The 25548-nt window shown below is 27.2% G+C and carries 25 protein-coding genes; 9 read left to right on the top strand and 16 right to left on the bottom strand.

Annotated elements, in window-relative coordinates; all coding sequences use genetic code 11:
• Positions 1 to 46: 46 nt before the first annotated feature.
• The 6 genes from ACRDDY_RS08110 to ACRDDY_RS08085 form a co-directional block, all read right to left on the bottom strand.
• Positions 47 to 787 carry a hypothetical protein gene (locus ACRDDY_RS08110; protein ID WP_438564447.1) on the bottom strand — a complete coding sequence of 247 codons (741 nt, stop codon included), beginning with the start codon at positions 785 to 787 and terminating at the stop codon, positions 47 to 49.
• On the bottom strand, positions 771 to 1322 hold the full coding sequence (locus tag ACRDDY_RS08105) for a hypothetical protein (RefSeq protein WP_438564446.1): 552 nt from the start codon (positions 1320 to 1322) through the stop codon (positions 771 to 773). The genes ACRDDY_RS08110 and ACRDDY_RS08105 overlap by 17 nt, the downstream gene beginning before the upstream one ends.
• An 11-nt stretch (positions 1323 to 1333) precedes the next feature.
• Positions 1334 to 3010 carry a hypothetical protein gene (locus tag ACRDDY_RS08100; RefSeq protein WP_438564445.1) on the bottom strand — a complete coding sequence of 559 codons (1677 nt, stop codon included), beginning with the start codon at positions 3008 to 3010 and terminating at the stop codon, positions 1334 to 1336.
• 114 nt (positions 3011 to 3124) lie between these two features.
• Positions 3125 to 3988 (bottom strand): ROK family protein, encoded by an 864-nt coding sequence (locus tag ACRDDY_RS08095; RefSeq protein WP_438564444.1) that lies wholly within the window; start codon positions 3986 to 3988, stop codon positions 3125 to 3127.
• Between the two features lie 58 nt (positions 3989 to 4046).
• On the bottom strand, positions 4047 to 4916 hold the full coding sequence (locus ACRDDY_RS08090) for an N-acetylneuraminate lyase (protein ID WP_438564443.1): 870 nt from the start codon (positions 4914 to 4916) through the stop codon (positions 4047 to 4049).
• A gap of 41 nt (positions 4917 to 4957) precedes the next feature.
• Positions 4958 to 5626 (bottom strand): N-acetylmannosamine-6-phosphate 2-epimerase, encoded by a 669-nt coding sequence (locus ACRDDY_RS08085; RefSeq protein WP_438564459.1) that lies wholly within the window; start codon positions 5624 to 5626, stop codon positions 4958 to 4960.
• A 234-nt stretch (positions 5627 to 5860) separates the two neighbouring features.
• Here ACRDDY_RS08085 and ACRDDY_RS08080 point away from each other — a divergent pair, with 234 nt between their 5' ends.
• The gene (locus ACRDDY_RS08080; protein WP_438564442.1) at positions 5861 to 6391 is read left to right on the top strand and encodes an EndoU domain-containing protein; all 531 of its coding nucleotides are present in this window, start codon (positions 5861 to 5863) and stop codon (positions 6389 to 6391) included.
• A 246-nt stretch (positions 6392 to 6637) separates the two neighbouring features.
• Positions 6638 to 8050 carry a sugar porter family MFS transporter gene (locus tag ACRDDY_RS08075; protein WP_438564441.1) on the top strand — a complete coding sequence of 471 codons (1413 nt, stop codon included), beginning with the start codon at positions 6638 to 6640 and terminating at the stop codon, positions 8048 to 8050.
• 174 nt (positions 8051 to 8224) lie between these two features.
• On the opposite strand, the gene pnuC is transcribed toward ACRDDY_RS08075, so the two are convergent.
• Positions 8225 to 9004 carry a nicotinamide riboside transporter PnuC gene (gene pnuC / locus ACRDDY_RS08070; protein ID WP_438564440.1) on the bottom strand — a complete coding sequence of 260 codons (780 nt, stop codon included), beginning with the start codon at positions 9002 to 9004 and terminating at the stop codon, positions 8225 to 8227.
• A 234-nt stretch (positions 9005 to 9238) separates the two neighbouring features.
• Here pnuC and ACRDDY_RS08065 point away from each other — a divergent pair, with 234 nt between their 5' ends.
• Positions 9239 to 10828, top strand: a complete 1590-nt coding sequence (locus ACRDDY_RS08065; protein WP_438564439.1) for an oleate hydratase — start codon at positions 9239 to 9241, stop codon at positions 10826 to 10828.
• Between the two features lie 98 nt (positions 10829 to 10926).
• Here ACRDDY_RS08065 and ACRDDY_RS08060 read toward each other — a convergent pair whose 3' ends face one another.
• The 3 genes from ACRDDY_RS08060 to ACRDDY_RS08050 form a co-directional block, all read right to left on the bottom strand.
• Positions 10927 to 11289: a hypothetical protein gene (locus ACRDDY_RS08060; RefSeq protein WP_438564438.1), complete on the bottom strand. Its 363-nt coding sequence runs from the start codon at positions 11287 to 11289 to the stop codon at positions 10927 to 10929.
• A 158-nt stretch (positions 11290 to 11447) separates the two neighbouring features.
• Positions 11448 to 11882, bottom strand: a complete 435-nt coding sequence (locus ACRDDY_RS08055; RefSeq protein WP_438564437.1) for a PH domain-containing protein — start codon at positions 11880 to 11882, stop codon at positions 11448 to 11450.
• Between the two features lie 84 nt (positions 11883 to 11966).
• Entirely contained in the window at positions 11967 to 13145 is a 1179-nt protein-coding gene (locus tag ACRDDY_RS08050) for a hypothetical protein (protein WP_438564436.1), read from the bottom strand.
• A gap of 304 nt (positions 13146 to 13449) precedes the next feature.
• On the opposite strand from ACRDDY_RS08050, the gene ACRDDY_RS08045 reads away from it, so the two are divergent.
• From ACRDDY_RS08045 to queF, 5 genes are read left to right on the top strand one after another with little or no spacing between them, the layout of a single operon-like run.
• Positions 13450 to 13917, top strand: coding sequence for a 6-pyruvoyl trahydropterin synthase family protein (locus ACRDDY_RS08045; RefSeq protein WP_438564435.1), 468 nt, complete (start codon positions 13450 to 13452; stop codon positions 13915 to 13917).
• Positions 13918 to 14574: a putative 7-carboxy-7-deazaguanine synthase QueE gene (queE, locus tag ACRDDY_RS08040; protein WP_438564434.1), complete on the top strand. Its 657-nt coding sequence runs from the start codon at positions 13918 to 13920 to the stop codon at positions 14572 to 14574.
• 4 nt (positions 14575 to 14578) lie between these two features.
• Entirely contained in the window at positions 14579 to 15175 is a 597-nt protein-coding gene (gene folE / locus ACRDDY_RS08035) for a GTP cyclohydrolase I FolE (RefSeq protein WP_438564433.1), read from the top strand.
• A gap of 28 nt (positions 15176 to 15203) precedes the next feature.
• Positions 15204 to 15866 (top strand): 7-cyano-7-deazaguanine synthase QueC, encoded by a 663-nt coding sequence (queC, locus tag ACRDDY_RS08030; RefSeq protein WP_438564432.1) that lies wholly within the window; start codon positions 15204 to 15206, stop codon positions 15864 to 15866.
• Positions 15867 to 15886: 20 nt separating this feature from the next.
• The gene (gene queF, locus ACRDDY_RS08025) at positions 15887 to 16387 is read left to right on the top strand and encodes a preQ(1) synthase (protein WP_438564431.1); all 501 of its coding nucleotides are present in this window, start codon (positions 15887 to 15889) and stop codon (positions 16385 to 16387) included.
• 47 nt (positions 16388 to 16434) lie between these two features.
• Here the strand turns inward: queF and ACRDDY_RS08020 are convergent, their stop codons facing one another.
• Positions 16435 to 18132, bottom strand: coding sequence for an oleate hydratase (locus ACRDDY_RS08020; RefSeq protein WP_438564430.1), 1698 nt, complete (start codon positions 18130 to 18132; stop codon positions 16435 to 16437).
• A 149-nt stretch (positions 18133 to 18281) separates the two neighbouring features.
• On the opposite strand from ACRDDY_RS08020, the gene ACRDDY_RS08015 reads away from it, so the two are divergent.
• A complete protein-coding gene (locus ACRDDY_RS08015; RefSeq protein WP_438564429.1) occupies positions 18282 to 18839 on the top strand; it encodes a TetR/AcrR family transcriptional regulator in 558 nt (185 codons plus the stop codon).
• Positions 18840 to 18939: 100 nt separating this feature from the next.
• Here ACRDDY_RS08015 and ACRDDY_RS08010 read toward each other — a convergent pair whose 3' ends face one another.
• From ACRDDY_RS08010 to ACRDDY_RS07990, 5 genes are all read right to left on the bottom strand, one after another.
• Positions 18940 to 19782, bottom strand: a complete 843-nt coding sequence (locus tag ACRDDY_RS08010) for a hypothetical protein (RefSeq protein ID WP_438564428.1) — start codon at positions 19780 to 19782, stop codon at positions 18940 to 18942.
• The gene (locus tag ACRDDY_RS08005; RefSeq protein ID WP_438564427.1) at positions 19779 to 20543 is read right to left on the bottom strand and encodes a hypothetical protein; all 765 of its coding nucleotides are present in this window, start codon (positions 20541 to 20543) and stop codon (positions 19779 to 19781) included. Before ACRDDY_RS08005 ends, ACRDDY_RS08010 begins: the two co-directional genes overlap by 4 nt.
• 522 nt (positions 20544 to 21065) lie before the next feature.
• Positions 21066 to 23393, bottom strand: coding sequence for an alpha-glucosidase (gene ygjK / locus ACRDDY_RS08000; RefSeq protein WP_438564426.1), 2328 nt, complete (start codon positions 23391 to 23393; stop codon positions 21066 to 21068).
• 337 nt (positions 23394 to 23730) lie between these two features.
• Positions 23731 to 24390 (bottom strand): Ltp family lipoprotein, encoded by a 660-nt coding sequence (locus tag ACRDDY_RS07995; protein WP_438564425.1) that lies wholly within the window; start codon positions 24388 to 24390, stop codon positions 23731 to 23733.
• Between the two features lie 233 nt (positions 24391 to 24623).
• Positions 24624 to 25448, bottom strand: coding sequence for a Cof-type HAD-IIB family hydrolase (locus ACRDDY_RS07990; protein WP_438564424.1), 825 nt, complete (start codon positions 25446 to 25448; stop codon positions 24624 to 24626).
• Positions 25449 to 25548: the final 100 nt, after the last annotated feature.

Here is a 25548-nt window from a genome sequence, read left to right as displayed (position 1 = left end):
TCACCTCTATTTTATTTTTTATAATATATATTATGTTAATTCCTCTTTATAGTTTCCTTTTTAGTTCATAATCTTTATTTTCTTTTATTTTAACCTTTAAATTATCTATCTCTAAAAAATTGTTATTAATCTCTATCATTCCAACTCCATTTTTAAATTCTACATTATACTCTAACTCTATTTCTTCTATACTAATTCCTTTTCCTAAAATCTCCTTAATATTTTCATCACTACCTATAACTTTTAATATTTTATTCTCTAATATTCCTTTTAAATTAGGTAAACTTTCTAAATTATAAAATTCTAAAGTAATATTTTTTGACTCTTTAAAATCAATCTCATAAACACTTCTATCAACTTTTACCTTTCCCTCTCCATTTAATCTAATTCCTATAAAAGAATCATCTAGATTTCTAATACCATAAACTTCTACATCATCATTACTATTTATATATAATTTTTTCTTACTTTCTCCTCTAAGAATCTCTATTTTTGCTTTATTCAAAATATCTATATTCACATCACTTCCTGGATTATAAATTATTTTTATATCAATATTATCTTCATTTAACTTTAATGACTTTTCTAATAATCTAAAATCACTCTCTAACATTATATTTTTAACTTTATTTATTTCTATATTAGTAAAAAACTCCCCTTTTAACTCTAATGTTTTACATTCTACATTAATATTTTTTATCTCACTTTCTCTATTCTCCATACTAAATTGATTTTTAGCTTTTACTTCTAATATATCTATTGTAGATTTTTCAAATATAATTTTCACCTTCTCCTCCTTTTTTACTTATATTTATTTTATAATTACCATCTAATTTTTCACCATTTCTTCCATATAAGTAAATATTCATTTTAAATTTTCCCTGACCTCTATCTTCTAATACAAAATAAGATTTTTCTATATCTATTCCTCTATCTTTATTTAATTTACCTCCATTAGAAACAATCTTTTTTCCTAATAAGAAACCATCCTTTACATATATCTCTTCATGTTCTTCATTTGGCATTAAAAACTCAATATACATATATTTTTCATTTAATATGACACTCTTTCTATATATATATATATAATTTGACATTATATTATTATTTTTTATATAAAAATAATATCCAATATCGTCTCTTAACTTTAAAAAATACCGCTCTCCCATAGCTTCTAAATTATATCTATCCTTTTCAATCTCTCTATTATCTAAAATATCTATCACCTTTAAATCTTCTTTATTTATGTCTAGTACCTTATCTAAATAAAATTTTATATTATTTTTCTCTATACTATCTATACCAATCAATACTTTCTCCATTTAAATTCTCCCTAAAGTTTAATCATACTTTTTATATTAGATTCTATAAAATTTATTTTTATATTATCATCTATATCTACTATTACGTTATTACATTGAAAATTATATATATCTACATCTACCTCTAAATTTCCTTCTTCTTTATATACATATATAAATTTCAATTCCTCATCAAACTGTGTTCTTTTTAATAAATTTCCATAATATCTATATTCAACGCTATTATCTATTTCAATAACTACCGGCTTACTCATTAATTTTCCTTCAAGAATCCAATTCTCCCCAAAATTATCTGCCTTAGAATATATTATCTCTTCAAATTCTTCTTCTATCTCTACAGCTATTGCATAATTCCTTATTCCAACTACTTCACTTTCACTTTCTATCTTTTCTCCTATAATATAATCTACATATACAAATCCCTTGAACTTTTCTATAATTTGTCCACTCCAAACAACTTCTAATGTATTCTTATAAATTCTCGCTATCCCTTCTAGTCTAGCTTCTACTATATTAGCTATTTCTATATCCTCTTCATAATAAAAAGTTATACTTCCATACTCCTTATTTTCTAGTATAATTTTCTCCTCTTCTATTTTAATTAAATACTCTACACTTTTATTATCTAATTGTTTTAAATAAGCTCCAAACATTACTCTTAGAATACTATCTAAACCAAGCTTTAATACTGCATCCTTTCCATATAAGCTTTCTATCTTCTTAAACTCAAACCTCTTTATCTGCGTTTTATTATATCCAATAGTATAAAAATTTTTTATCTCTTCTGTTCTAATATAAATATCAGGGTTTTCAATATCCACTCCACTAATATTCTCAATTTCTAAGATCATCTCTTTTCCTTTTCCTAAATATCTTTCCTCGCCCTTAGCTAAAACTTTTTCATCTTTAAACTTTAAAGAGAAGTCATTTGATGAATACCTTAAAATATCTACATCAAAAAGAAGCTTTAAAGCTATCCTATTTTCTGATAAACTTACTAAACTTATATTTTTGATGTTAGGATTACATTTATTACTAATCAAAGCCATAGATTCTCCTTTTAAACATCGACCTAAAGCATCTACTGATTCCTTTACAATACTTCTAGTTTTCAAAACTAACTTATCTTTTGCACTATCTACAATTTCTTCTTTAAATATTACTGTATAATCATTCAACTTATTTTTCCTTATATAATCAATCTCCTTAAAATATCCATTTGATTCAAAAATGAAATCATCCTTACTTAAATTTTTTATTGGTATCTCATCTTTTGAAATCAAACTTATACACAAAGAATCTATAAAATTAATCTCAAAATCTTTTAATTCTAAATTTTTATCATTTAATTCAATATCATATAAACCACATAAATCATAAATCTCACCATCTTTCTTAGTTATATACTTTACTTCCTTTAATAATATATCTCCAAATCTTAATTTATGTGTCTTTAATATCCTCTTATACTCTCTTTTCACTTTAAAAGAAACATAGTTTTTACCATATTCTAAACTACAAAAAAATATCTCCTCCACTATATCCATTAAAGAAATCTTATTTTTCACACTATCTATAAAACTATAATTCTTACTTAGAAAGATGCTGCTACTTCCTAACTTTTCCATATTATCTTCAAAAAAAATAAATATAATATCTTCATAATAAAATATTTTCCCTTTAAACATCACCTTTCTCCTTTCAATCTCTTCTTAATATATATTATTTGCTTTTATTCTAATTGTTCCTTATAAACATCAAAACAAAAAGCAGTGGATTCTATCTTTCCACTACTTCTCTTCTTATATCACCCTACTTACAGCACCAATTACTCCAGCATCATTCCCTAAGTTGGCTATTTCTATTCTTGTCTTCTCTAAAAACTTCACCGGCACTACTTCTTTTATAAATTTTTTAATTTTAGGTTCAATATATTTTTTTCTTTCCATTATTCCTCCTCCTAAAATTATAGTTTCAGGATTTATTATATAAATTATATTCTCAATAAGCTTCGCTATCAATCTTAGTACTCTATCAATTTCTTCTATACAAACAATATTTCCTTGCTCTGCTAAATTAAAAATTTTAACTCCATCTAAATTTACACTAAGTTTCTCATTCACATTATTAACTAATGCAGTAGTTGATGCAATATCTTGAATATCTTTCCCATCAACTTTCATATATCCAATTTCACCTGCATTATTGGAAGCACCATAAAATATTTTATCCTCAATTAAAAAAGCTCCTCCAATTCCTGTTCCTACAGTAATCATAAAAGTAGAACTGCTTCCCTTTCCAGTCCCTTTAATAACTTCACCAATAGCCGCAGAATTAACATCATTTTCAACTTCTACTTTAATCTTAAACTCTTCTTCAAGTGTCTTCTTTATTTCAGTTCCTATATATCCTGGAATAGTCTTACCTGCATAAATAATCTTTCCTAAAATCACATCAACAACCCCAGCTGTAGAAACCCCAATTCCTTCAATATCATATCTTTTTATTAACTCCCGTACAATCCCTTTTATATCTTCTAAAATAAAATTTTCAGTATTAGTCTTTCTAGTCTCTATTTTTCCTTTTTCAAGAATTTCAAACTCCTCACTGACTACTGCAAATTTTATACTTGTTCCTCCAATATCTATCCCAATAAAATTTCTCATAATACCCCTCCACATAATAATAAATCAGGTAGAGACGCTCTTGTCCTACCTGAAATTTTTACTTAAAATACTTCTCGTAAATTCTCCTAACTTCTACCCTTTTTTCTTCTGTAGTTTCTTTCATAGGTTTTCTACAGTATCCTGCATTAACTCCAGCTTCTTCTAATAATCCTTTTAATGTTTGATATAATCCATTATTTAAAATATCTGTTATACAATCATTAGTTATATGTTGTATTTCTCTTGCTTCTTTAATCTTTCCTTCATTTCCAAGTTCAAATATCTGTCTTGCTCTTATTCCATTTACATTAAACGTTGAACCTATAGCGCCATCAACACCTAGAACTGTAGCTGGTAGCAGCATTTCATCAAATCCTGCATATATAAGCTTTTCTGGAAATTTTTTTCTCATCCTTTCTAAAAGATAAAAGTCTGCTGCTGTAAATTTAACACCTATAATTTTTTCATTTAAAAAAAGCTCTCCAAACTGATCTAAAGACATATTCACTCCTGTTAAAAATGGAATTGAATAAATTATCATTTTATTATCTACTGAATCTATTATTGTGTTATAATAATCCTTTATTTCTTCAAAATCAAATTTATAATAAAATGGTGTAACTGCTGATAATGCATCATACCCTAAGTCTGTTGCAAACTTTGCAAGTTCTACAGCCTCTTTTAAATTTACTGAACCAACTTGTGCTATAATCTTAACTTCACTTTTTGCTTCGTCTTTTACAATTTCAAATATTCTCTTTTTCTCATTAGTAGACAACATAAAGTTTTCCCCTGTACTTCCACCAACATAAAGACCATCAACTTTACAAACATCTATATTATGTCTTACAATTTCTCTAAGCCCTCTCTCATTTAAATTCCCTTCTTTATCAAAAGATACTAATAGTGCTGAATAAATTCCTCTCATTTCCTTTTCCTCCATTAATCTAATCTATTTTTTATTAATTTTTACTCTTTTAAAACATCTACAAATCTCTTAGTAATTTCCTGTGGTCTCGTAATTGCACCACCAACAACTGCTGAAAAAGCACCACATTCATAAACCTTTTTTAGAGCTTCTGTAGTATGAATTCTTCCCTCTGCTATAACAGGAATGTCTACATCTTTACTTAATCTTTTTATAAGTTCAAAATCTACTCCACTTTCCTGTCTTGAATAACTTGTATACCCTGATAATGTAGTAGAAATACAATCCACACCATTTTCATAAGCCTGCATTCCTTCTTCATAAATAGAAATATCTGCCATAACAAGCTTTCCATTTTCATGAATTAAATCTATTAAATCTTTTACATTTTCATCAAAAGGTCTCTTTCTATTTGTACAATCAAGAGCTATCATTTCACAACCTATACTTAAAAGTTCAATAACTTCAGTTTTAGTTGGAGTTATATAAATTTCAGAATCATCATAATTCCTTTTCACAATTCCAACTATAGGTAAGTCTACATTCTTCTTAATCTCTAAAATATCATCCTTTCCTTGTGCTCTTATCCCAACTGCTCCTCCCTCTAAAGCTGCAACAGCCATTCGTCCCATAATATAGGAACTATGCAATGGCTCATTCTCTAAAGCTTGACAAGATACAATAAGTCCACCCTTAACTCTATCTAACATCATATTCATCATCCTCCCCTTTTTATGATTTATTCCATTTAATAATTATCTATTTTTTAAATTCTTTTGAAAATTTATTTTCATTTTTTTATTTCTATGTTTTATTTATATTCATTTTTTGAAAATTTATTACCTTTTTAAAATCTTTTTTCTAATTTTACCTTACCTTAATAAAAATATAACTCTATTTTCTTTATTATTTTATATAATAGTTTTAGAAAGGATGTGAGTTTCTTGAAAAAATTAATAATCATAATTATTATTCTTGTTATTCTTTTTATTGGATTTAAGATATTTTCTAAAGACTCTTCTACAGTTAAGGATTCTCAAAGTTCTAATAGTACATATACTTTAAATACTTTAAATAGTTTAAAACATACATCTAATTTTTTACCTAGTGCTATTGATCATATTTTCTTAGGTAAAATAGACTCTAATGGATGTGCTGAAGGATTTCATTATGCAAATATTAAAGGTGCTAATAGTCATGTTATTGTATCTACTAAGTCAAATACAAATCAATATGGTGTTTATAAAGCTAAAGCATCTATTGATGGTGAATTAAAATCTGATGATGGCTCATATTCAACTTTCTTCCCTAATTCTCTTTCACCACAGGAAGTAATTGATTATATTAATGATGCCTATAGTAATAGACGTCACCTTCATAATAATATTTATATAGGTACTGCTCCAAATGGAATGGAAATAGAAATGTATCTTACTGATGATAATAAAATTATCTCAGCATTCCCTAAGTTTTAAATATAAAACTCTAACTTTTAATATAGTTAGAGTTTTTAAACATTTAAAGGAACTATCTCTATATTTTCAATTTAATCCCTTTAAAATTAGTAAAATGTTAATTATATTGCTTTAATATTAATTATGAAAACATTTACCCATTTCTCTTGTTTAATAATAACTTTGCTTATATAATAAAATCAGAAATCGTTTCCAAACAGTTATACATATTGATAACGTTTATATACGGCAAAAAATATACTACATATGAAGAAAGGAGTAGATATTATGTCTACAAAAAGTAGCTCTTTAAGCAGCAATTTTATTTTTATTATCGGAGCATTAGGTGGATTATTATTCGGATTCGATACTGGTATCATTTCTGGTGCATCACCACTTATAGCAAAATCATTACATTTATCAGTTTCAGAACTTAGTTTTGTTACTTCAGCAGTTCTTATTGGATCATGTATTGGTGCATTATCTGTTGGAGGTTTATCAGATAAATATGGGCGTAAAGTTTTATTATTTATTGCCTCAATTCTTTTTATTGGAGGATCAGCTTTATCAGCATTCTCTCCAAACTTTATTTGCATTGTAATTGCAAGAATTATTTTAGGATTAGCAGTTGGTTCTGCTTCTGCATTAACTCCAGCTTACTTAGCTGAACTTGCTCCTAAAGAGAGACGTGGTTCTTTAGAAACACTTTTCCAACTTATGATTACAGCTGGTATATTACTTGCATATATTGCTAATATTGGTTTCCTTAATCACAATCTTTTAGGATTTACTGATTGGAGATGGATGTTATTATCTGCATTATTACCTGCACTTGCATTATTTATTGGTAGTATTGTTCTTCCTGAATCACCACGTTACCTTGTACGTATGGGTAAAGTTGATAAATCACATGCTATTTTAACTAATTTAAGACCTAATTATACTTCTGATGAAGTACAAAGTGAGCTTAATGAAATTCAAAAAGCTAATAGTGAGATTCAAAAAGGTGGAGTTAAAGAATTATTCAAGATTGCAAGACCTGCACTTATAGCTGCTATTGGAATAATGTTATTCCAACAATTAGTTGGTATTAACTCAGTTATTTACTACTTACCTCAAGTTTTCATAAAAGGATTCCATTTCTCAGCTAGTTCTGCTATTTGGATTTCTGTAGGTATTGGTGTAGTCAACTTCTTATCAACAATAGTTGCAACAGTAATTATGGACAAATTCCCACGTAAGAAATTACTTATTGCTGGTGCAATTGTAATGGGTATTTCATTAGCCATATTATCAGTTATAAACTATACAATAAACATAGAATCCGCAGCAGTATTTACAATAGTTCTTATTGCAATATATATATTCGGATTTGCAGTTTCATGGGGACCTATCGCTTGGGTACTTATTGGAGAAATATTCCCACTAAGTGTTCGTGGAGTTGGTGCTTCATTCGGATCAGCTGCAAACTGGCTTGGTAACTTTATAGTAGCTCAATTCTTCTTAGTTATCCTTGCACTTTTCCATAATAATGTTGGAGGACCATTTGGAATCTTTGCAATATTCTCCTTCCTTGCAATTCCATTCGTAATGCGCTTTGTTCCTGAAACACATGGAAAATCACTTGAGGAAATTCAAGATGAATTATTAAGTAAAAACAAAAAGAAAAAAGATAAATAGTATATCAAAAGAAGCTTAATAGAATGGACTCTATTAAGCTTCTTTTTTATGCTACTACACTATTTTCTTCTGGTGTTATCTCTTTAATTATATTGTTTGCACCTGACCTTTTAACTTTGTTCTAACTAATTTTGTTTTAAAGAAATATTTCACCGTTCCTTTCCATTTTAATCTCTATTTATTTTTTTGTTCTAATTTGTACTCTTTTCTCCAAAGAATATAACCATAAATAACTCCTATTGCATATTGTGTTAAATTTACAGTATTAGATAAACTAGCTATAAACATAGACATATCTCCAAAGTTTGCATGAGTTAATTGAATAATAAATGTTATTATTGCAACTACATTATAAACAATCCAAAAGTACCATTGCTCAATAAATCTTAAATCTGTTAAAACTGATGCTATTATCGCTGTCATTGCTGTAAATGCATCAAGAACTATTTGTGGATCTACTTTCATATGAATATTAAATGTATTTAATAATACCATTGGTAAGTATTTTAAAAATAATCCATATCCAATCCAACATAAAATTATTAAAATACCAAGTATTGTCCAATTTTTTAATTTCATTTTTTTAATTTCTAGCTCCGATGATTTCTTTAGATTCTTCTCCCAAGCAAAAAAACCATAAATTTGTATTGGTAGTGTAAAAAATAAATTTTGAATAAACTGTCCATATAGTCCATTACAAAAACAAATGACAGCCATAGCAAGAGTACTTCCCCACCACCACACATACGCTATTGGTCTTGCCTTTGCTGTATAAATAGAAACAAAAATTCCACATATAATTGAAAAAAAACCAAGTATACTTAAAGGCTCAAGCACTGTTTTCATACTAGCCTTTGTTAATACTAAAGGTAATAAGAATACTACTAAACTAGCAATCAAAAAAAATATAAAAAATATCTTCTGAAATAGCGTCAACTCTTTAAAAAACTTCATACAAAACAACTCCAATCCAATTAAAGCCCTAAAATTCCTCTTACTTTAAAGTTTATCATGATTTCTCTTTAAAATTTATTTATTATGTAAATGTTTAAAAAATTTTATGTAAACTTTTCCTTTTTATTATTTTTATTGAAAAAAAGGTATATAATTAAATTATGTAAATTACAATATTTGTCGTTAAAATGTACTAAGATTTATACCAAAATAATAAATTAAGAGGTGTTTTTTATGAATAATATTTCAGTTAATGACAGAAAAATTTATTTAATTGGTGGCGGTATTGCAACTCTCGCTAGTGCAGTATACTTCATTCAAGAAGGTCATGTTCCTCCTAGTAATATTACAATTTTTGAGCAATTAAATTGTCTAGGTGGAAGTATGGATGGTGCTGGAAATGATGAAGAAGGTTATATAGCACATGGAGCTAGAATGTTTGATAAAGAAGCTTATGCTTGCACTTATGACTTACTATCAAGAGTTCCTTCTATTGAAGAAGAGAATATGACTCTTTTAGACGATTTTAACAAGTTTAATAAAGAAACTAAGTTTAATCGCTCTGCTGTAAGACTTATAGGTAATAATGCTGAAAAGATCGATGTCTTATCTTTTGAACTTTCAAAAGCTGATCAATTAGCATTAGCGGGAATGATTATGAAACCAGAAGAACTTTTGGGTACAAAAAGAATATGTGAATGTTTCACTCCTCAATTCTTTACTACAAATTTCTGGTATATGTGGGCAACTACTTTCGCATTTCAACCTTGGCATAGTGCTGTAGAATTCAAACGTTATCTTCATAGATTTATGCATGAATTTCCTCATGTTACTGACTTAGCAGGGGTTAGACACTCTAAATATATTCAATTTGATTCTATAATACTTCCTATAATCAAATATTTAGAATCAGAACATGTTAATTTTAGTATGAACTCTAAAGTTATAGACTTAGAATTTACTACAATCAATAATAAAAAAGCTGTTAAAGCTATAAAATATATCCAAGATAATAAAGAAAAAGTTTTACTTATAAAAGAAACAGACTTAGTTCTTGTTACCAATGGTTCAATGACTGCCGGCTTCTCTGTTGGAGATAATATAACTTCTCCAATAATTAATACAAAAGATTCTGATGGCTCTTGGAACCTTTGGGAAAATATTGCTAAAAAAGATAGTCAATTTGGACATCCTGAAGTATTTACAAATAGAATTAATGAATCTTTATGGGAATCTATTACATTAACTTGTAAAACACCTCTATTCTTTAATTTAGTTAGAGAATTTTGTAGTGGTACAGGAACAGAATTCACATTTAAAGATTCAAATTGGTTTCTATCTTTAGTACTACCTAAACAACCTTATTTTATGAAACAGTCTGATAAAGTACAAGTAGCATGGGGATATGCACTTCATCCTGATAAAGAGGGAAACTTTATTAAAAAGAAAATGTGTGATTGTACAGGCTTAGAAATAATTGAAGAAATATGTCATCTTATGGGCTTTGAAGATAACCTTCAAGAAATTCTAGATTCAGTTATCTGTAAGCCTTGTGTAATGCCATTTATAACTAGCCAATTCTTAACTAGAAGTTATGGAGATAGACCTTTAGTTGTTCCTGAAACTTCATTAAATTTAGGATTTGTTGGTCAATTCTGTGAAATAAAAGATGATACTGTCTTTACTGTTGATTACTCTGTCCGTTCTGCACAAATGGCAGTTTATACATTACTTGGACTAGATTATAAAGAAGTAACACCTATCTATAAAGGTGAATATGATGTACGTGTCTTATTAGGTGCATTAGCTACAATGATAAAATAACATTGAAATATTGAACACACAACTTTAAAATTAATTTAGTATAAAACCAAAGAAACAAGCCCAATAATTGGGCTTGTTTCTTATATATAAAGGCAAATTTAAATAATTACACTAAAAGCTACCTTTTGCAAATCACTTTTAAAATTATTCTTAAGTTCCTTCTTCTTTGTTATTTCTCTAAACTTTCCTAAATTAATAATCTTACCACTTTCAGAAGAATTTCCAAGAGCTCCAGCTAATTTACTTGTTCCTAAAAGAACCCCATTAGTAGTAACATTAATTGCATTCCAAAAATAGTTTTCCATAACCTGATTGTTTCCTAAATTTTCTATTGATGAATATTCCATACTCTTCTCTTCACCTATATTACTCATTACTCCAACAGTTATTGCTACTACAAACACTAAAGCTATTCCAATTATTATTTTTTTATAATCTTGTAAATATACATAACTTTTCATATCCATAGCCTCCATTTCTGCTTTAATATTAATACACTTTTTTATTAAATTTATCACAAAAACTTATACTATTCAATGGAATTCTAACAATCTTCACATAAACTACAGATTGAAAAATTATTTCTATTTTAACTAACATTAAGACATATTTTAATATTCTATTTCTTAACATCTTTTAATAACTCTTCATATAACTTTTCAGTTTCCCTACTATTATCTAATGAAATTAAATATTGAACATCAATTTTATTAGTTTTTATATAAATAGCTTTACCTGTAACGTCATTCACATAACAAGTAGTAAGTCCTAATCCTTTTAAATAATTATTTCCATACATTATGCTATTACCAGCATCTCCCCCACCATTAAAAATAATCTGTGGTGATTTATTTAAAAGCTTAATTTCTGTTACATCATTTAAAGAAATATTTTGAGCATTTTTTCCTGAAACCTCTATTTCATTATTAGCTAATGTAATTTTAAAATTTGTAGTAGGAGTAATCATAACCGAAATAAAAATAATAACGAAAGTAAAAAATATAGCAATAAACCCCATTAAAATAATAAATGGTTTATTTTCACTTTTAATCATTTCAAAATTTTTCCTTTATTTCTACTTATATACTAATATACCAAATTTAAAAGAACATTTTAGAAATAAATTTAAAATAAACTTTTAATATAACTCTTTTATTATATTAGCTAGATATTTATATTCTTCTGAATCTAATATATCTATATCATTATCAGTTGCTTTTAGGATTTCTTCCCTACATATGCTAACCCTTTTTAACATTGGTCTGATTACAGAGCTAGATTGTTTTACAAAGCTCATTATTTCTTTTTTTCTTATTGGTATTTTATATCCTTTTTTGCTTGTTGCAATTAGAATTCCATAGTCTCTTAACTGTGCAATTATTTTTGTTTGAAAGTAATTTGATGAATAATCTTTTCCTGTTATTTCCAATAAATTGTCTTTTATTTCCTCACTTCTTATATATCTATTTTCACCATAATTTAATAGTACATTTAATAGGTATTTTAAAACTAGTACTTGCATTTTTGTATCTGTTTCTAGACTATTTTCATTATCTTTTATAAATTGAAGAACTAAACTTATGCTTTTATATGCAATTTTCTCATCATATTGAACTCTTATATATCTCTTTAAGTTTTTTATATAATTATCTGCTTCTTTTGGTAATAAGCTTATTGGTAATATTTTTTCTCCTATAATTTCATAAAACTCTTTATAATCTATAGAACATTTATTTCTTTCAAATCCACTTTCTAAAATTTCTCCTATAAAGCTTGAAAGACCTGTTAATTCATTTGATTTTTCTTCATTTATGAAGACATCATATTCACCAAATAAATTAGGTACATAGTTTTCTAATAGATATAATCTAAACTCTTGTAAAAATTCTTTTCCCTCAAGTTCTTCTGCATATAATTCTATTTGATTATAGTAATTAGTTATCTCACTATATAATGCTCCATTTAAAAACTTTATAAAGGAATTTCTATATCTTAATCCGTTTTCCTCACATATTTTTTCTTTATCTATAATAAGCGTAAATACTTTAAAATCTAAATCTACAAGTTCATTTAAAACAGATAATCTTTTTTTTCTATCTCCTTCTATCTCAAATAACTTCATTTCATCAGTTAAAAAATACTTCTCTCTTATTTTTTTAATCTTTTCTTCCATATCATTTCTTTTCTCTTCTTCTACTACAATACAACTTAAAATAAAATGAGAAGAAACTGTTTCCTGTTCAAAGTCAAATCCATAACTTCCTATCTCATCTATAAACCCTATCATTTTTTTATTTTCAATAACCTCAAACTCCATATTATCACCTCTACAAATAACATAATATTTATTATACCATTTTTTACCAATTAAAATAAAAAAACTTAATACTTTTATTCTTGAATATTTATTTTTAAAACTTTATAATTATCTTATAACTTAATAAGACAGTTCGTAACCATCCTGTCTATAAATAAAACTAGGATTTTTAGATATGTCATATATCTTTATTTGTTGTGTCTTACTTAAGGTGGTATTTTTTATACTGCCTTTTTTATTTTTCACAACTTTAAGCTAGTCCTATTTGGTTTAAATTTAATCAAAACTAAGGAGATAGTATTTTATGAGTTATTTATTAGAATGTGAAGAAAGCTTTGACTCAAGTCACTTTTTAAAAGGCCACAATGGTAAATGTAGAAATCTACATGGCCATAGATGGAGAGTTAAATATGGACTTAAAGCTGAATCTTTAATTGATGAAGGTAGTTCAGAGGGAATGATTATAGATTTTTCTGATATTAAATCTATTATTAAAGATTATTTTAACAACTTTGATCATGCCTTAATTTTAACTCAAGGTAATGAACCTATTGATGAAAAAGAAGTAAATTTTATAAGAGCTTGTGAGGACATGAACTTTAGAATTGTTAGAGTTCCTTTTAGAAGTACTGCTGAAAATATGTGTAAATATTTTTTTGAAGAAATGGAAAGCCTTTTATCATCAAAAGTAAAGAATAAAAACTTTTCTGTTCATTATGTAACAGTTTATGAAACACCAAATAATGCAGCAACCTTTGGAGGTAATATTTAAATGAATGTAGTTGAAATATTCCAAAGTATTGATGGTGAAGCTAATAGATGTGGTTATATAACTAACTTTATTCGTTTAGCACACTGTAATTTAAGATGTTCTTATTGTGACACTGAATATGCATTAAATAAAAATGATGGTGTAGATATGTCCATTGAAGAAATTATAAAAAAATTAGATAGAGAAATTAAAAATGTAACTTTAACTGGTGGTGAACCACTTTTACATTTTGAAAATGCTAGTCTTCTTTTAAAAAGATTAGTACAAGAAGGTTTTAATGTAAGTGTTGAAACTAATGGTGCTATTGATTTAGTTCCATACATAAATCTTTTCCCATCTGTTTCTTTTATTGTAGATTATAAATCTCCTTCAAGTAACATGGAAAAATTTATGAATTTGAATAATTTTAATATTTTACGAAATATTGATTGTGTTAAGTTTGTAGTAGGTTCTATTTCTGACTTAAAGAAAATGGTTGAAATATATAATACTACCAACTTAAAAAATAATAATACTGAAATTTTTGTTAGTCCAATCTTTAATGAAATAGACCCAAAAGATATTGTTGAATTTTTAATTCAAAATAAATTGCAACATATTAGACTTCAAATTCAAATGCATAAAGTAATTTGGGACCCTATGATGAAAGGAGTATAATCTTATGAATATTTGGAACTCTAAAGAAAAAGAAACTAGAGCTGAAGAGCTTATACATGAACTTTTAGAACTTATTGGAGAAGATCCAAACCGTGAAGGACTTAAAGAAACTCCAAAGCGTGTAGTTAAAATGATAAAAGAAGTTTTAGAAGGAACTACTTTAACTAATGAAGAAGTTGCTAAACTTCATGGCAAATGCTTTGAAGAAGATTATGTAAATAGAACTAGCAATGAAATGGTTATTGTAAGTGATATTCCTATATTTAGCTTCTGTGAACATCATTTAGCTCTTATGTATAACATGACATGCACTGTTGCATACATTCCTAATGAAAAAGTTATAGGGCTTAGTAAGATTGCAAGAATAGCAGAAACTGTTTCTAAAAGACTTCAACTTCAAGAGAGAATCTCTAAAGATATTGCTGAAGTCATATCCTTAGCTACAGGAAGTCCTGATGTTGCAGTTATTATTAAAGGTGAACATGCTTGTATGACTACACGTGGAATAAAAAAACCTGGTGCTTTTACAAAAACAAATTATTTCTCAGGGAAATTTAAAAATGACCCTAATTTAAAACAAGAATTATTACTTAGTATATAAAAAGCTTATTTATAAAGGAGATTTTAATATGAAAAATGATAAAGCTGTAGTTGTTTTTAGCGGTGGACAAGATAGTACTACTTGCCTATTTTGGGCAAAAGAAAGATTTAAAGAAGTTATTGCTGTTTCTTTTGATTATGGTCAAAAACATAAAAAAGAATTAGAATGTGCAAAAGATATTTGTGTTAAACATGGTGTAGAACATCATATTTTAGATTTAACACTTTTAAACCAATTAGCTCCAAACTCACTTACAAGAGTTGATATAGCTGTTGATAAAGAAAAGCCTAAAGATGAACTTCCAAACAGTTTTGTAGATGGAAGAAACCTTTTATTCTTAAGTTTTGTTGCTGTATTTGCAAAACAAAGAGGAACAGGAAATATCATAACAGGAGTGTCTCAAAGTGATTTTAGTGGATACCCTGACTGTAGAGATGTATTCATAAAATCATTAAATGTAACTTTAAACCTTTCTATGGATTATGAGTTTGATATTATGACTCCATTAATGTGGATTGATAAAGGTGATACATGGAAACTTGCTGATGATTTAGGTGTTTTAGATTTAGTAAAAAATGAAACTTTAACTTGTTACAATGGTGTTATTGGTGATGGTTGTGGTGAGTGTCCATCTTGTAAATTAAGAAGTGACGGATATAGAGAGTTTTTAAAAAGATATAAAAATAAATAATTTGAAAGAAGGTATTTTTAATGTCAAACGGAAGAAAGAAAGATGAATTAAAAGATATTACTCTACTTGGAAATCAAGGAACTAAATATAAGTACTCATATGACCCTGATGTTTTAGAATCTTTTGATAATAAACATCCTGACAATGATTATTTTGTTAAATTCAACTTTCCTGAATTTACAAGCCTTTGTCCTATAACAGGTCAACCAGACTTTGCAACTATATATATTTCATATGTACCAAATATAAAAATGGTAGAAAGTAAATCACTAAAATTATATCTTTTCAGTTTTAGAAATCATGGTGATTTTCACGAAGACTGCATGAATATAATAATGAAAGATTTAATTAAACTTATGGATCCTAAATATATTGAAGTATGGGGAAAATTTACACCAAGAGGTGGAATATCTATAGACCCTTACTGCAATTACGGTAAAAAAGGAACTATGTGGGAAAAAGTTGCTTTTGATAGATTAGTTAATCATGATCTTTATCCTGAAAAAATAGATAATAGATAAAAAATAAGCCAAGTAGATTTAATTTTCTACTTGGCTTATCTCTATTATTAAATTAATCCTTCTAATGTAGTATCTTTTAGAAGTTTTTTAACTATACCTTCCCCTGGTATTTCTCTTCCACAATTCAAGCTTTTCATTGCAGCTGATAATGCACGAATATCATATTGTGAAGGATGTATTTCTGGTGGTATTTTATTAAGTTTTAATAACTCATAAGTAGCCATCATTGCTGAACGGATTGAATATTCAACTGTAAACACAACATCGCCCGGTATTTCTGCAAACTGTCCTAAAAATGCTAAATTTTTTGAACCATCAGGAACAACTTTTGGTCTATCTCCTAAAAGTCTTGGCATAAATTGTGATGTTATATATGGCAACATAACAGGAATAATTTTGTCAGTTTTCAATACTTCTTCTAAATCATCTTCCATTCCTAAATGATAAAGTAGCTCTGCTAATACTTCTTCCCCTGTACAATCACCCATTTTTTTCTTTATATAATTTCCTTCATTATCTGGGAACAATCCATCTCCCCATAATACAATTACATCATCTGGTTGACTTCTAAAATGTGGTTGTCTATTACAAGTCACACTTAGTAACCAGTTTGAATCAACCATTGTTATAACTCCACCTGTAACTGTTTTTCCTGAATGAGGTTCTCTACCTGATAATTCACGTATTTTATCTACTAATTTAGAATCTTTACAAGTTATAGTAAATGATTCCCATTTTGATTTATCTACATCTCCACAGAATACATCTGGATTACCAAATGCTTTATCTTTTGCAGCTATGTTTTTCCATAGACTCCATACTGAACCTAAATCTCTTCTTAATTTTGGAGCAGTCTTATTATCTCCCATATCAGAACATTCAGTCATTGAACCATTTGTTACCATTACAATATCATTAGGAGTAATATCTATTGAAGTTTTTTCTCCTTTTAAATTTAAATAAATCTTAGTAACAACTTTTTCAGTTTCATTTATATCTATATCTAAATCAGTAACTTCAGCTTCATATAAGAAGTTAACATTTTTACTTTTTAAGTAATTTGTTAAAGGTATTATAAATGTTTCATATTGATTATATTTTGGAAAAACTAAACAACTCATATCGCTGAATCCTGGAAGAGCGTGAATAAAACGATGCATATAACGTTTCATTTCAACAACGCTGTGCCAAGGTTCAAAAGCAAACATTGATGCCCAAAGGAACCAAAACTTAGTTTCAAAAAAAGTCTTGTCAAAAAATTGCTCAATTGTTATATTTCCAAGCTCTTTTTCTGTTGCTAAAAATAATTTCATCATTTCCTTTGTATGAATAGGCTCTAACCCTACATTCTCAAGTGAAATTTTTTCACCACGATTATGAATTAATCTACAGTTAGACTTATTTGGATCTCCATCATTTAACTCTTTAAACTCATCTAAAACTGTAAATCCAGGTTTTTCTAAAGCAGGAATGTTAGAAAAAAGATCCCATGTACATTCATAGAATTCTTCCATTTCTCTACCACCACGACATACATAACCCTTTTCAGGATTTCCAGCTCCATCCATAGAACCACCTTCAATAGAAGATTTCTCTAATATAGTAATATTCTCACCTTTCATATGTCCATCTTTCATTAAATAAAAAGCTGCTGCAAGTGATCCAATTCCACCACCAACTAAATAAGCTTTTTTCTTATCAATTCCTTCAGGAACATTTGTATTATTTCTTCTATAATTACCCATAATATCATCCTCCATTCTTTAATTTTTTACTTGTTCTTTATTGACATTATAAATCTGTAGGAATATGATTTAAATAACCAAATTAAGTATTTTGTGTCAACTTGTCACAAATAAATGATATTGTGTATTTTTAAAAAGGTGGTATATTTATGCAAAGTGTAACTATTTCTAATATGACAAAAGAACTTTTCTCTAATGCATTAAAAAATCGTATGAAAACAAAAGCAATAAATAAAATAACAATTCAAGAGTTATCAGAAGAATGTGGCCTTAATAGACGTACCTTCTATAGACATTTTAAAGATATATATGACTTACTAGTATGGAGCTATCAAACTGAAATTGAAAATAAAATAGAACCTTACATAGATTTTAATCATTGGGAAAAAGGCTTACTAGAGTTATTTGAATATTTTTACTCAAATAAAGAAACAAGCTTCTCAATAATAAAATATTCAAGACGTGAATATTTAGAAAAATTCCTTAATGCACTTCTTCTAGAATCCATAGAACCTATAATGAAACAAGAACCACACTATGTAAATCTTTCTTATGAAAAACAAAACTTTCTTATAAAATTCTATAGTTTAAGCTTTACTACACTACTAATAAATTGGATTGAAGAAGGAATGACAGAACCACCAGAAGAAATAATACATTATGTTAAAAATATATTAGATGGAAGCATTCTAAGAATTAAAAATTAAGAAATTATTTTAATATAAAAAGCATTATATAAATTAAACTCCCCCTTATCTATTAAAAGTAGACAAGGGGGAGTTTAAAAATAATATATCTTATTTATATTTAGCTATTTACTCCATTTAAAAATTGATTAAAACTTGCTAATTGTTTATTTCCTTGAGTTATTGTAGTATTTATACTATTTGTATATTGCTGAACATCACTATTAGCTTTATCTATCTGTTCATTTGCCAATTTAACTTGATTATATTCAGTTTCATATGCTGATTTATATTTATCTGTCTCAGAATTAGCACTAGCTACATCTTTTTTCTCTTCTGCAATCTTCGCATTTGCTGCCGCTATAGCTTGATTATCTTTTGTAATTTCCTCTTTTGCATTTGCTAAATCCGCATTTGCTTTTTGTAAATTACCTTCTGAACTTTGTAATTCTTTTTGTAAATTTGCAATTTCTTTAGAATTTGCATTTAATTCATTTTGAAGACTTTCTTTATTTTTTTGTAATCCAGTTATTTCATTATTTAATTTACTCACTTGACTATTTAAACTAGCTATTTTTGTTTCATCTGCTTTATTGAGACTTTTTTCAGTATTTAATTCTTTAGTTAATTTTGCTATTGTTGCTGTATCATTATTTATCTTTTCATTATCTGCTGTTATTTGACTTTGTAAGCCTGTTTGTGTCTTTTCTAAAGTATTAATCTTATTAGTTAATGTATTATTTGTTTCTCCTAACTGTTTAATTTGACTATTTAAACCAGTTATTTTTTCTTGTGCTAAATTCATTGACTTTTCAGTATTATTAACAAATTCAACTATTGTTTTATTATTTTTACTTAAATTTTCTGCACCATCATATTTTTTCGCATATAAAATTGCTATTGTAATCCCTGTAACTGCTAAAACTCCTACAAGTCCAGCACCTATTATTTTTCCTTTTATCATTTGTTACTCTCCTTTTCCATTTCATTTTGTTTATTTGATTTTCCATTTTTTTGAACTTCACTCTGTCCATTAGTTTCTTTACTTTTTTGAAGTTCATTTTGTCTATTAATTCCTTGACTTTCTTGAACTTCATTTTGTCCATTGATTCCTTGACTTTCTTGAACTTCATTTTGTCCATTGGTTCCTTGACTTTCTTGAACTTCATTTTGTTTGCTAATTTCTCCATTTTTTTGGATATTCATGCTCTGCTGTTCTGTCCCATATCCTTTCCACCAAGGTTTACTAAACTTATTTAAAAGATCTGCAATTGCATCTGAAGTTCTCTTACTATATCCCCAATAATGTAATAATGTTGAAATAATTTTTGATTGTTCTTGCCCTGTCATATTTTTATAATTTGATTTTCCTTCTAATATAGCTATTGTATTTAATAAAGTAGATATTTTGTTATCCTTATTTGATACATCTTCTTTTAAACTTGCATTGCTTTTCTCTAAATTTCCATTTTGATTTTCTAATTCAGTATTTTGACCTTTTAACTTTTCCACTTCATTTTGTAAACTTTGATTTTTCTCCTGTAAATTATCTATGACTCCCTTACTTTTAGCCAAAGTTTGATTTACATTCTCAACATACTGTGTAGTGCTTTTATTGGCTAAAGCAAGATTTCCATCAATATCTATTTTTTTTGCATTTATAATAGCTATACTTCCAATTACAGACGCCGCTAAGACTCCAGCAATTATCTTACTTTTAATCATTCACTTCCTCCAATCATACAAAATCTCATACATTATTAAAATCTTAACACACTAACACATAATAATTTAAATATATTATTTTTAAATATAAAAAAATATTCATTTACTAATCATATATTTTTTTACTAATAAAGTATCATATTGAATAATGTATTCATTTGAAAATTATAACATACTCTTTTTAATTTTATGTTGATTTTTTATTAACATTTATTTGCAATTTTATCAAATTTTATTTGTATTATACCTCTTATTTTATTTACTTATGAAAATCACTTATATTACCTCTCTTACTTATCATTTAATCAACTATTTTATATCAAAATACACATAATTAATATATTTTAAATTTTCTATTTATCCATATTATAAGAGATAAAATCTTCTTAATAACAGTGTACAATTAAACATAAACTTAACATAAAAATCTAAAAGTAATAAACATAAATTTGGTAGCAAATCTAAGAAAAAATAAATAAAATAACCCAAATAGAACGATACATTCTATTCGGGTTATTTATTTTATTTATTTGTTATCTTAAATGCATCTTGCGACGTTGTTTCATTTCCTTGTAGTGTATTTTGATACATTAAATAGTATGCTGATGCTGACCAACTAAAGTTAGTTGTATGAAGTCCTTCACCTGTTAATGGATTATAATTTTCTCTTATTGCTTTATCTCCCATTACTCCATCTGTATTTTTGAATAATTTTGTCGCCATTTCTTTTGCTTCTTTTTTATATCCGTAGTTTTGTAATGCTTCTACTCCATATAAAGCTTGATCTAACCATACTGGACCTCTCCAATATTTGCTTGCATTAAAGTCTGGATTATCTTTTGATGAAGTTCCTAATGGTACTAATGTATTGAACTTTTCTGTATTCATCATATTTTCTACAACTTCTTTTCCTTGCTTTTTAGTTGCCACTTTAGCCCATAATGGTATCCATCCTTCTGGACCCATTCCTCTTTCATCTAAAAGATTTTTGCTTCCATCTTTCTTAAACTGTAAATCATAGAAGAAACCTGTTTTTTCGTCATACATATTTTCATTTATATACTTTTGTAAATCTTTAGCTTCTTTTTCATATTTCTTAGCATCATCTTTCTTTCCAAGCTCTTTTGCCATTGAATTTAAGAAACCTTTTTCAGCATATAAATAAGCATTTAAATCTACTGATTCTTGGTTTATAGAATATCCAACAGTTTTTCCATTACTATCTTTATTCTCTAAAACTTCAACTTGTCTATTTCCATTCTTATCATTTACATCAAATCTAATTGCATTGTCCATACCACTTTCCCAAGCAGCTGCTAAAATAATTTCATCTTCATCTAATACAAGATTTCCTTCTTTATCTTTAATTACATTTCCCTTGTCATCATACTTATAATGTAATCTATGAACCATTCCACCATATTCAGCTACACCATTTTTATCATGGTCTCTATTTGTATACCACCAGTTATGGTAATCAACTAACTTTGGATACATTTCTTTTAAGAAATCCTTATCTCCTGTCTCTTTATAAACATTCCAAACTGCCCATGCTGCAAGTGCTGGTTTAGAGTTTCTTTCATTCCAGTTTCCGCCATCACCATTTCTATCTGAATCTTTATTATAGAAAATAGCATCTATTATTGTTCCTGCATCTTGAGGTCTTAATTCATCATTTTCTGTTATTTGATAATCAAATAAAGCTTTTATATTATTTTGTGCAAGATCTCCATTAAATCTAGCTGTTGCAACAGCTTGTTTCCATGAATCCCAAGCCCACATTCCAACAAACCATTTATATGACATTGATGGTACAATTCCATCATGTTTTATAGCACCAGCTGCACTTCTCCAGTTTGTTGTTAAAGTCATCATACTTTTAACTGCTGCATTTTTAAACTCTGTATTCTTTTTAGAATCTCCATCTTCAAATGTTTTTTCTAAATACTCATTCCATCTTTCAGTATTATCTTCAAAATAATCATCTGCATCATCTAAAATATCTTCTATATCTTCATTCTTTAACTCATCCTTAGTAAAAGTAAAAGTATGAGTAGATGCTATGTCAAAAGTTTTTCCTGGTTTTATTATAACTTTATCTTCTAATTCAGATATATACTCTTTTCCCTTAACAGTTGTCTTTACATCATCTTCATAAGTTACTGTAAACTTATTTTCTTTACTTGACATATAATTAAACGTATTTCTCATATCAGAAAACTGTACCTGTACTCCGTCCTCTGTAGCTTTTAATGAGTGTCCTAAATCTATATCAGTTTTTCCGTATTTATATCTGCTAAAAATATTTCCTGTCCATTCTAATTTTAAATCAAGATTCTTTTTAGTTTTATTCTTTATTTCAGTCTTTATTAAAGCTGTTCTATTAGTTGCAAAAATCAACTCTAATTTCAAATCAAAATCTGCTAACTCATATAATTGAACTAATTTTCCTGGATAATATGCAAAATCTACCTTTGCTTTCGTTAAATCATATTCTTTATTAGTTTTTGCATCCTTAATTCTAATTTTACTTATAGTATCACCTAAATTTACTGGATACTCTTCACCTATAATAACCGGTCCTGCAAAACCTCCATATAAATCTTTAGCATTTATATTTGGTTGATAATAACCATGCCATGCCCCCATATCTGAAAAATTATTAAATTTATTAGTTGAATAACTTCCATGTATTTCTTCTGTTGGATCTGCACTAACATTTAATATGTTTTTAAAATTTACAATTTCATCACGGCTCCCCTTTGCCAATGCATCCATCCCTGTTAAATTTCCTGCAAGTACTGCTGCTAAAACTCCTAATACTATCATTTTCTTTTTTCTAAAAAACATAATTATTCTCCCCCGACCCTTTTTTATTTTTAATACTGTGGGCAATAAAAAATACCCAAACTAAAAACATCTTTTCAAAATAAATTGTTCTAAATAATAATAGTCTAAAACTATACTATCTAAACATATTTTCTCCTAGATATTTTTAATTTAGGTATTGCCTTCTTAAAGTAACAATCCACCTGTATTCCTTTACACCCATTATACACATACATAAATTCCCAGTCAATATATTTTTTAATTTAATAATTCTCCACTATATAATTCTAATCTCAAAATATAAAAAAATAACGTAAATCATATATATATGATTTACGTTATTTTTCATTATTAAACTTTACTTACTTGGTAAATTATTTATTGCATACTGCGCTTGCGATGCTGTAAATTGTGATCCTGATTGCGATATTAATTGTTGATATAATTGATTATTTGACATTGGCTGAGTTTGTAAATATGCTTCTGCACATTTTAAAGCTTCTTGATTCCAATTTACATTTGTTAAATTATCAACTGCATATTTTGCTTGTGATGCTGTAAACTGTGATCCTGATTGTGATATTAATTGTTGATAAAGCCCTTCTTTAGACATTGCTTGAGTTTGTAAATACTCTTGTGCTGCCTGTAAAGCTTCTTTATTCCAATCTACATTTGTTAAATTATCAACTGCATATTTTGCTTGTGATGCTGTAAATCCTGAACCATATTGTGATGTTAATTGTTGATATAATCCTTCTTTAGACATTGCTTGAGTTTGTAAATACTGTTTTGCCTGTTCTAATGCATTTTGATCTTGTGAACTTGCTGATGAGGTGTTTGTTGTACTTGCTGTCTGTGAATTACTATTTTGTGAACTACTACTACTAGTTGTTTGACTACTCTTAGTTGCTTGTTTTGTTGTTTGTTTAGCTGTGCTTGTTGATGAATTACCTGATGAAATAATTATTATAAATATAATTACTACTATTATAATTCCTATAAGATATTTTTTCTTCATTTGTAAATTCCTTCTTTCAATTTAAAATACTAGGAAATTATAGCATAAAAAGTAATTTAATAATTTAATAACCTGTTAATTTTTAGTTTCATTTATTATAAATTTACTTTCAATAATTTGGATAATTGTATGTTATTTATATTTAAATCTAATTTTTTACAATAAATTTTAAAAAACCATGGACATTATGTCCATGGTTTTATTTCCAATCTCTTATTGAAATTAAATTTATTTTAATTATATACAAGTTCCTTCTCTAACATTTTTACTACATGCGTTAATGGGTCATTATTGTTGTTTGTACCTATTACTACTGTTTCTATATTTTCTACTTTTGCTAGTAGATTTTTATTTGCATTAGCCATGACAATTCCAATATCTGCTCCTTCAATCATTTCAAGATCATTCATATCATCACCTAAAACAACTACTTTATAATCTTCTATATTTTCTTCTCTCATCATAATTTTTATACCATTTAATTTAGATGTCCCAAGTGGCAATATTTCTAAAAATATTTTCCCTGTTCTTGTACCAGCACCTACTCCATAATTTAAAAACTCTTTTTCAAGCTTGTCTATATATTTTGGGTCTCCTGCTAAAAGAATTTTACTCCATTCCATCTCCATTAAATTATCTGGAATATCATAAATTTTTGTACAAGGTTTAATTGCAGCTCTCTTTGAATATTCATTAAGCTTCATCATATATATTTTTTCTTCAACATACACTTCCACTGCTAAAGGTAGCTTGTCCTCTAATATTTTATATACAACTTCTTTTCTTTCCTTATTTAAAAAATATTCTTCAACAACTTTGTTCTCTCTATAATCATATATTTTACTTCCACAACAAGTTGCAACAGGAAAATTAATTCCTATCTGTTCAACATATGGTCTTGCTGAATCAACACTTCTTCCTGTTGCTATAGTAAATATACCTCCATTTTCTTCAAAATATTTTATACTTTGAAGATCTCTTTTAGATATCTTCTTTTCATCATCTAAAAGTGTTCCATCCATATCAGTGGCTAAAAGTATTCCTTTAAATAGTTCCATTTTGCAATCCTTCTTCCATACATTTTTCATTATTATAATAAAATTATAATAAGAACTGCCTATGAATATTTTTAAACTTTTTTAAAAATTTTATCTTTTT

This window comes from Clostridium sp. (assembly GCF_051656525.1).
Lineage (GTDB): Bacteria > Bacillota > Clostridia > Clostridiales > Clostridiaceae > Clostridium.
The sequence above is the reverse complement of the archived record's forward strand: the minus strand, read 5'-3'. Positions and strand labels throughout refer to the sequence as shown.

Excerpts from the sequence above, each read along its gene's own strand:
- ygjK (WP_438564426.1), bottom strand. The coding sequence starts at position 23,393 with ATGTTTTTTAGAAAAAAGAAAATGATAGTATTAGGAGTTTTAGCAGCA.
- ACRDDY_RS08100 (WP_438564445.1), bottom strand. The coding sequence starts at position 3,010 with ATGTTTAAAGGGAAAATATTTTATTATGAAGATATTATATTTATTTTT.
- ACRDDY_RS08095 (WP_438564444.1), bottom strand. The coding sequence starts at position 3,988 with ATGAGAAATTTTATTGGGATAGATATTGGAGGAACAAGTATAAAATTT.
- ACRDDY_RS08065 (WP_438564439.1), top strand. The coding sequence starts at position 9,239 with ATGAATAATATTTCAGTTAATGACAGAAAAATTTATTTAATTGGTGGC.
- queC (WP_438564432.1), top strand. The coding sequence starts at position 15,204 with ATGAAAAATGATAAAGCTGTAGTTGTTTTTAGCGGTGGACAAGATAGT.
- ACRDDY_RS08090 (WP_438564443.1), bottom strand. The coding sequence starts at position 4,916 with ATGAGAGGAATTTATTCAGCACTATTAGTATCTTTTGATAAAGAAGGG.
- ACRDDY_RS08045 (WP_438564435.1), top strand. The coding sequence starts at position 13,450 with ATGAGTTATTTATTAGAATGTGAAGAAAGCTTTGACTCAAGTCACTTT.
- folE (WP_438564433.1), top strand. The coding sequence starts at position 14,579 with ATGAATATTTGGAACTCTAAAGAAAAAGAAACTAGAGCTGAAGAGCTT.
- ACRDDY_RS08050 (WP_438564436.1), bottom strand. The coding sequence starts at position 13,145 with ATGGAGTTTGAGGTTATTGAAAATAAAAAAATGATAGGGTTTATAGAT.
- ACRDDY_RS08105 (WP_438564446.1), bottom strand. The coding sequence starts at position 1,322 with ATGGAGAAAGTATTGATTGGTATAGATAGTATAGAGAAAAATAATATA.
- ACRDDY_RS08020 (WP_438564430.1), bottom strand. The coding sequence starts at position 18,132 with ATGGGTAATTATAGAAGAAATAATACAAATGTTCCTGAAGGAATTGAT.
- ACRDDY_RS07990 (WP_438564424.1), bottom strand. The coding sequence starts at position 25,448 with ATGGAACTATTTAAAGGAATACTTTTAGCCACTGATATGGATGGAACA.
- queE (WP_438564434.1), top strand. The coding sequence starts at position 13,918 with ATGAATGTAGTTGAAATATTCCAAAGTATTGATGGTGAAGCTAATAGA.
- ACRDDY_RS08060 (WP_438564438.1), bottom strand. The coding sequence starts at position 11,289 with ATGAAAAGTTATGTATATTTACAAGATTATAAAAAAATAATAATTGGA.
- ACRDDY_RS08005 (WP_438564427.1), bottom strand. The coding sequence starts at position 20,543 with ATGATTAAAAGTAAGATAATTGCTGGAGTCTTAGCGGCGTCTGTAATT.
- ACRDDY_RS08055 (WP_438564437.1), bottom strand. The coding sequence starts at position 11,882 with ATGATTAAAAGTGAAAATAAACCATTTATTATTTTAATGGGGTTTATT.
- pnuC (WP_438564440.1), bottom strand. The coding sequence starts at position 9,004 with ATGAAGTTTTTTAAAGAGTTGACGCTATTTCAGAAGATATTTTTTATA.
- ACRDDY_RS07995 (WP_438564425.1), bottom strand. The coding sequence starts at position 24,390 with ATGAAGAAAAAATATCTTATAGGAATTATAATAGTAGTAATTATATTT.
- ACRDDY_RS08075 (WP_438564441.1), top strand. The coding sequence starts at position 6,638 with ATGAAGAAAGGAGTAGATATTATGTCTACAAAAAGTAGCTCTTTAAGC.
- queF (WP_438564431.1), top strand. The coding sequence starts at position 15,887 with ATGTCAAACGGAAGAAAGAAAGATGAATTAAAAGATATTACTCTACTT.
- ACRDDY_RS08085 (WP_438564459.1), bottom strand. The coding sequence starts at position 5,626 with ATGTTAGATAGAGTTAAGGGTGGACTTATTGTATCTTGTCAAGCTTTA.
- ACRDDY_RS08010 (WP_438564428.1), bottom strand. The coding sequence starts at position 19,782 with ATGATAAAAGGAAAAATAATAGGTGCTGGACTTGTAGGAGTTTTAGCA.
- ACRDDY_RS08015 (WP_438564429.1), top strand. The coding sequence starts at position 18,282 with ATGCAAAGTGTAACTATTTCTAATATGACAAAAGAACTTTTCTCTAAT.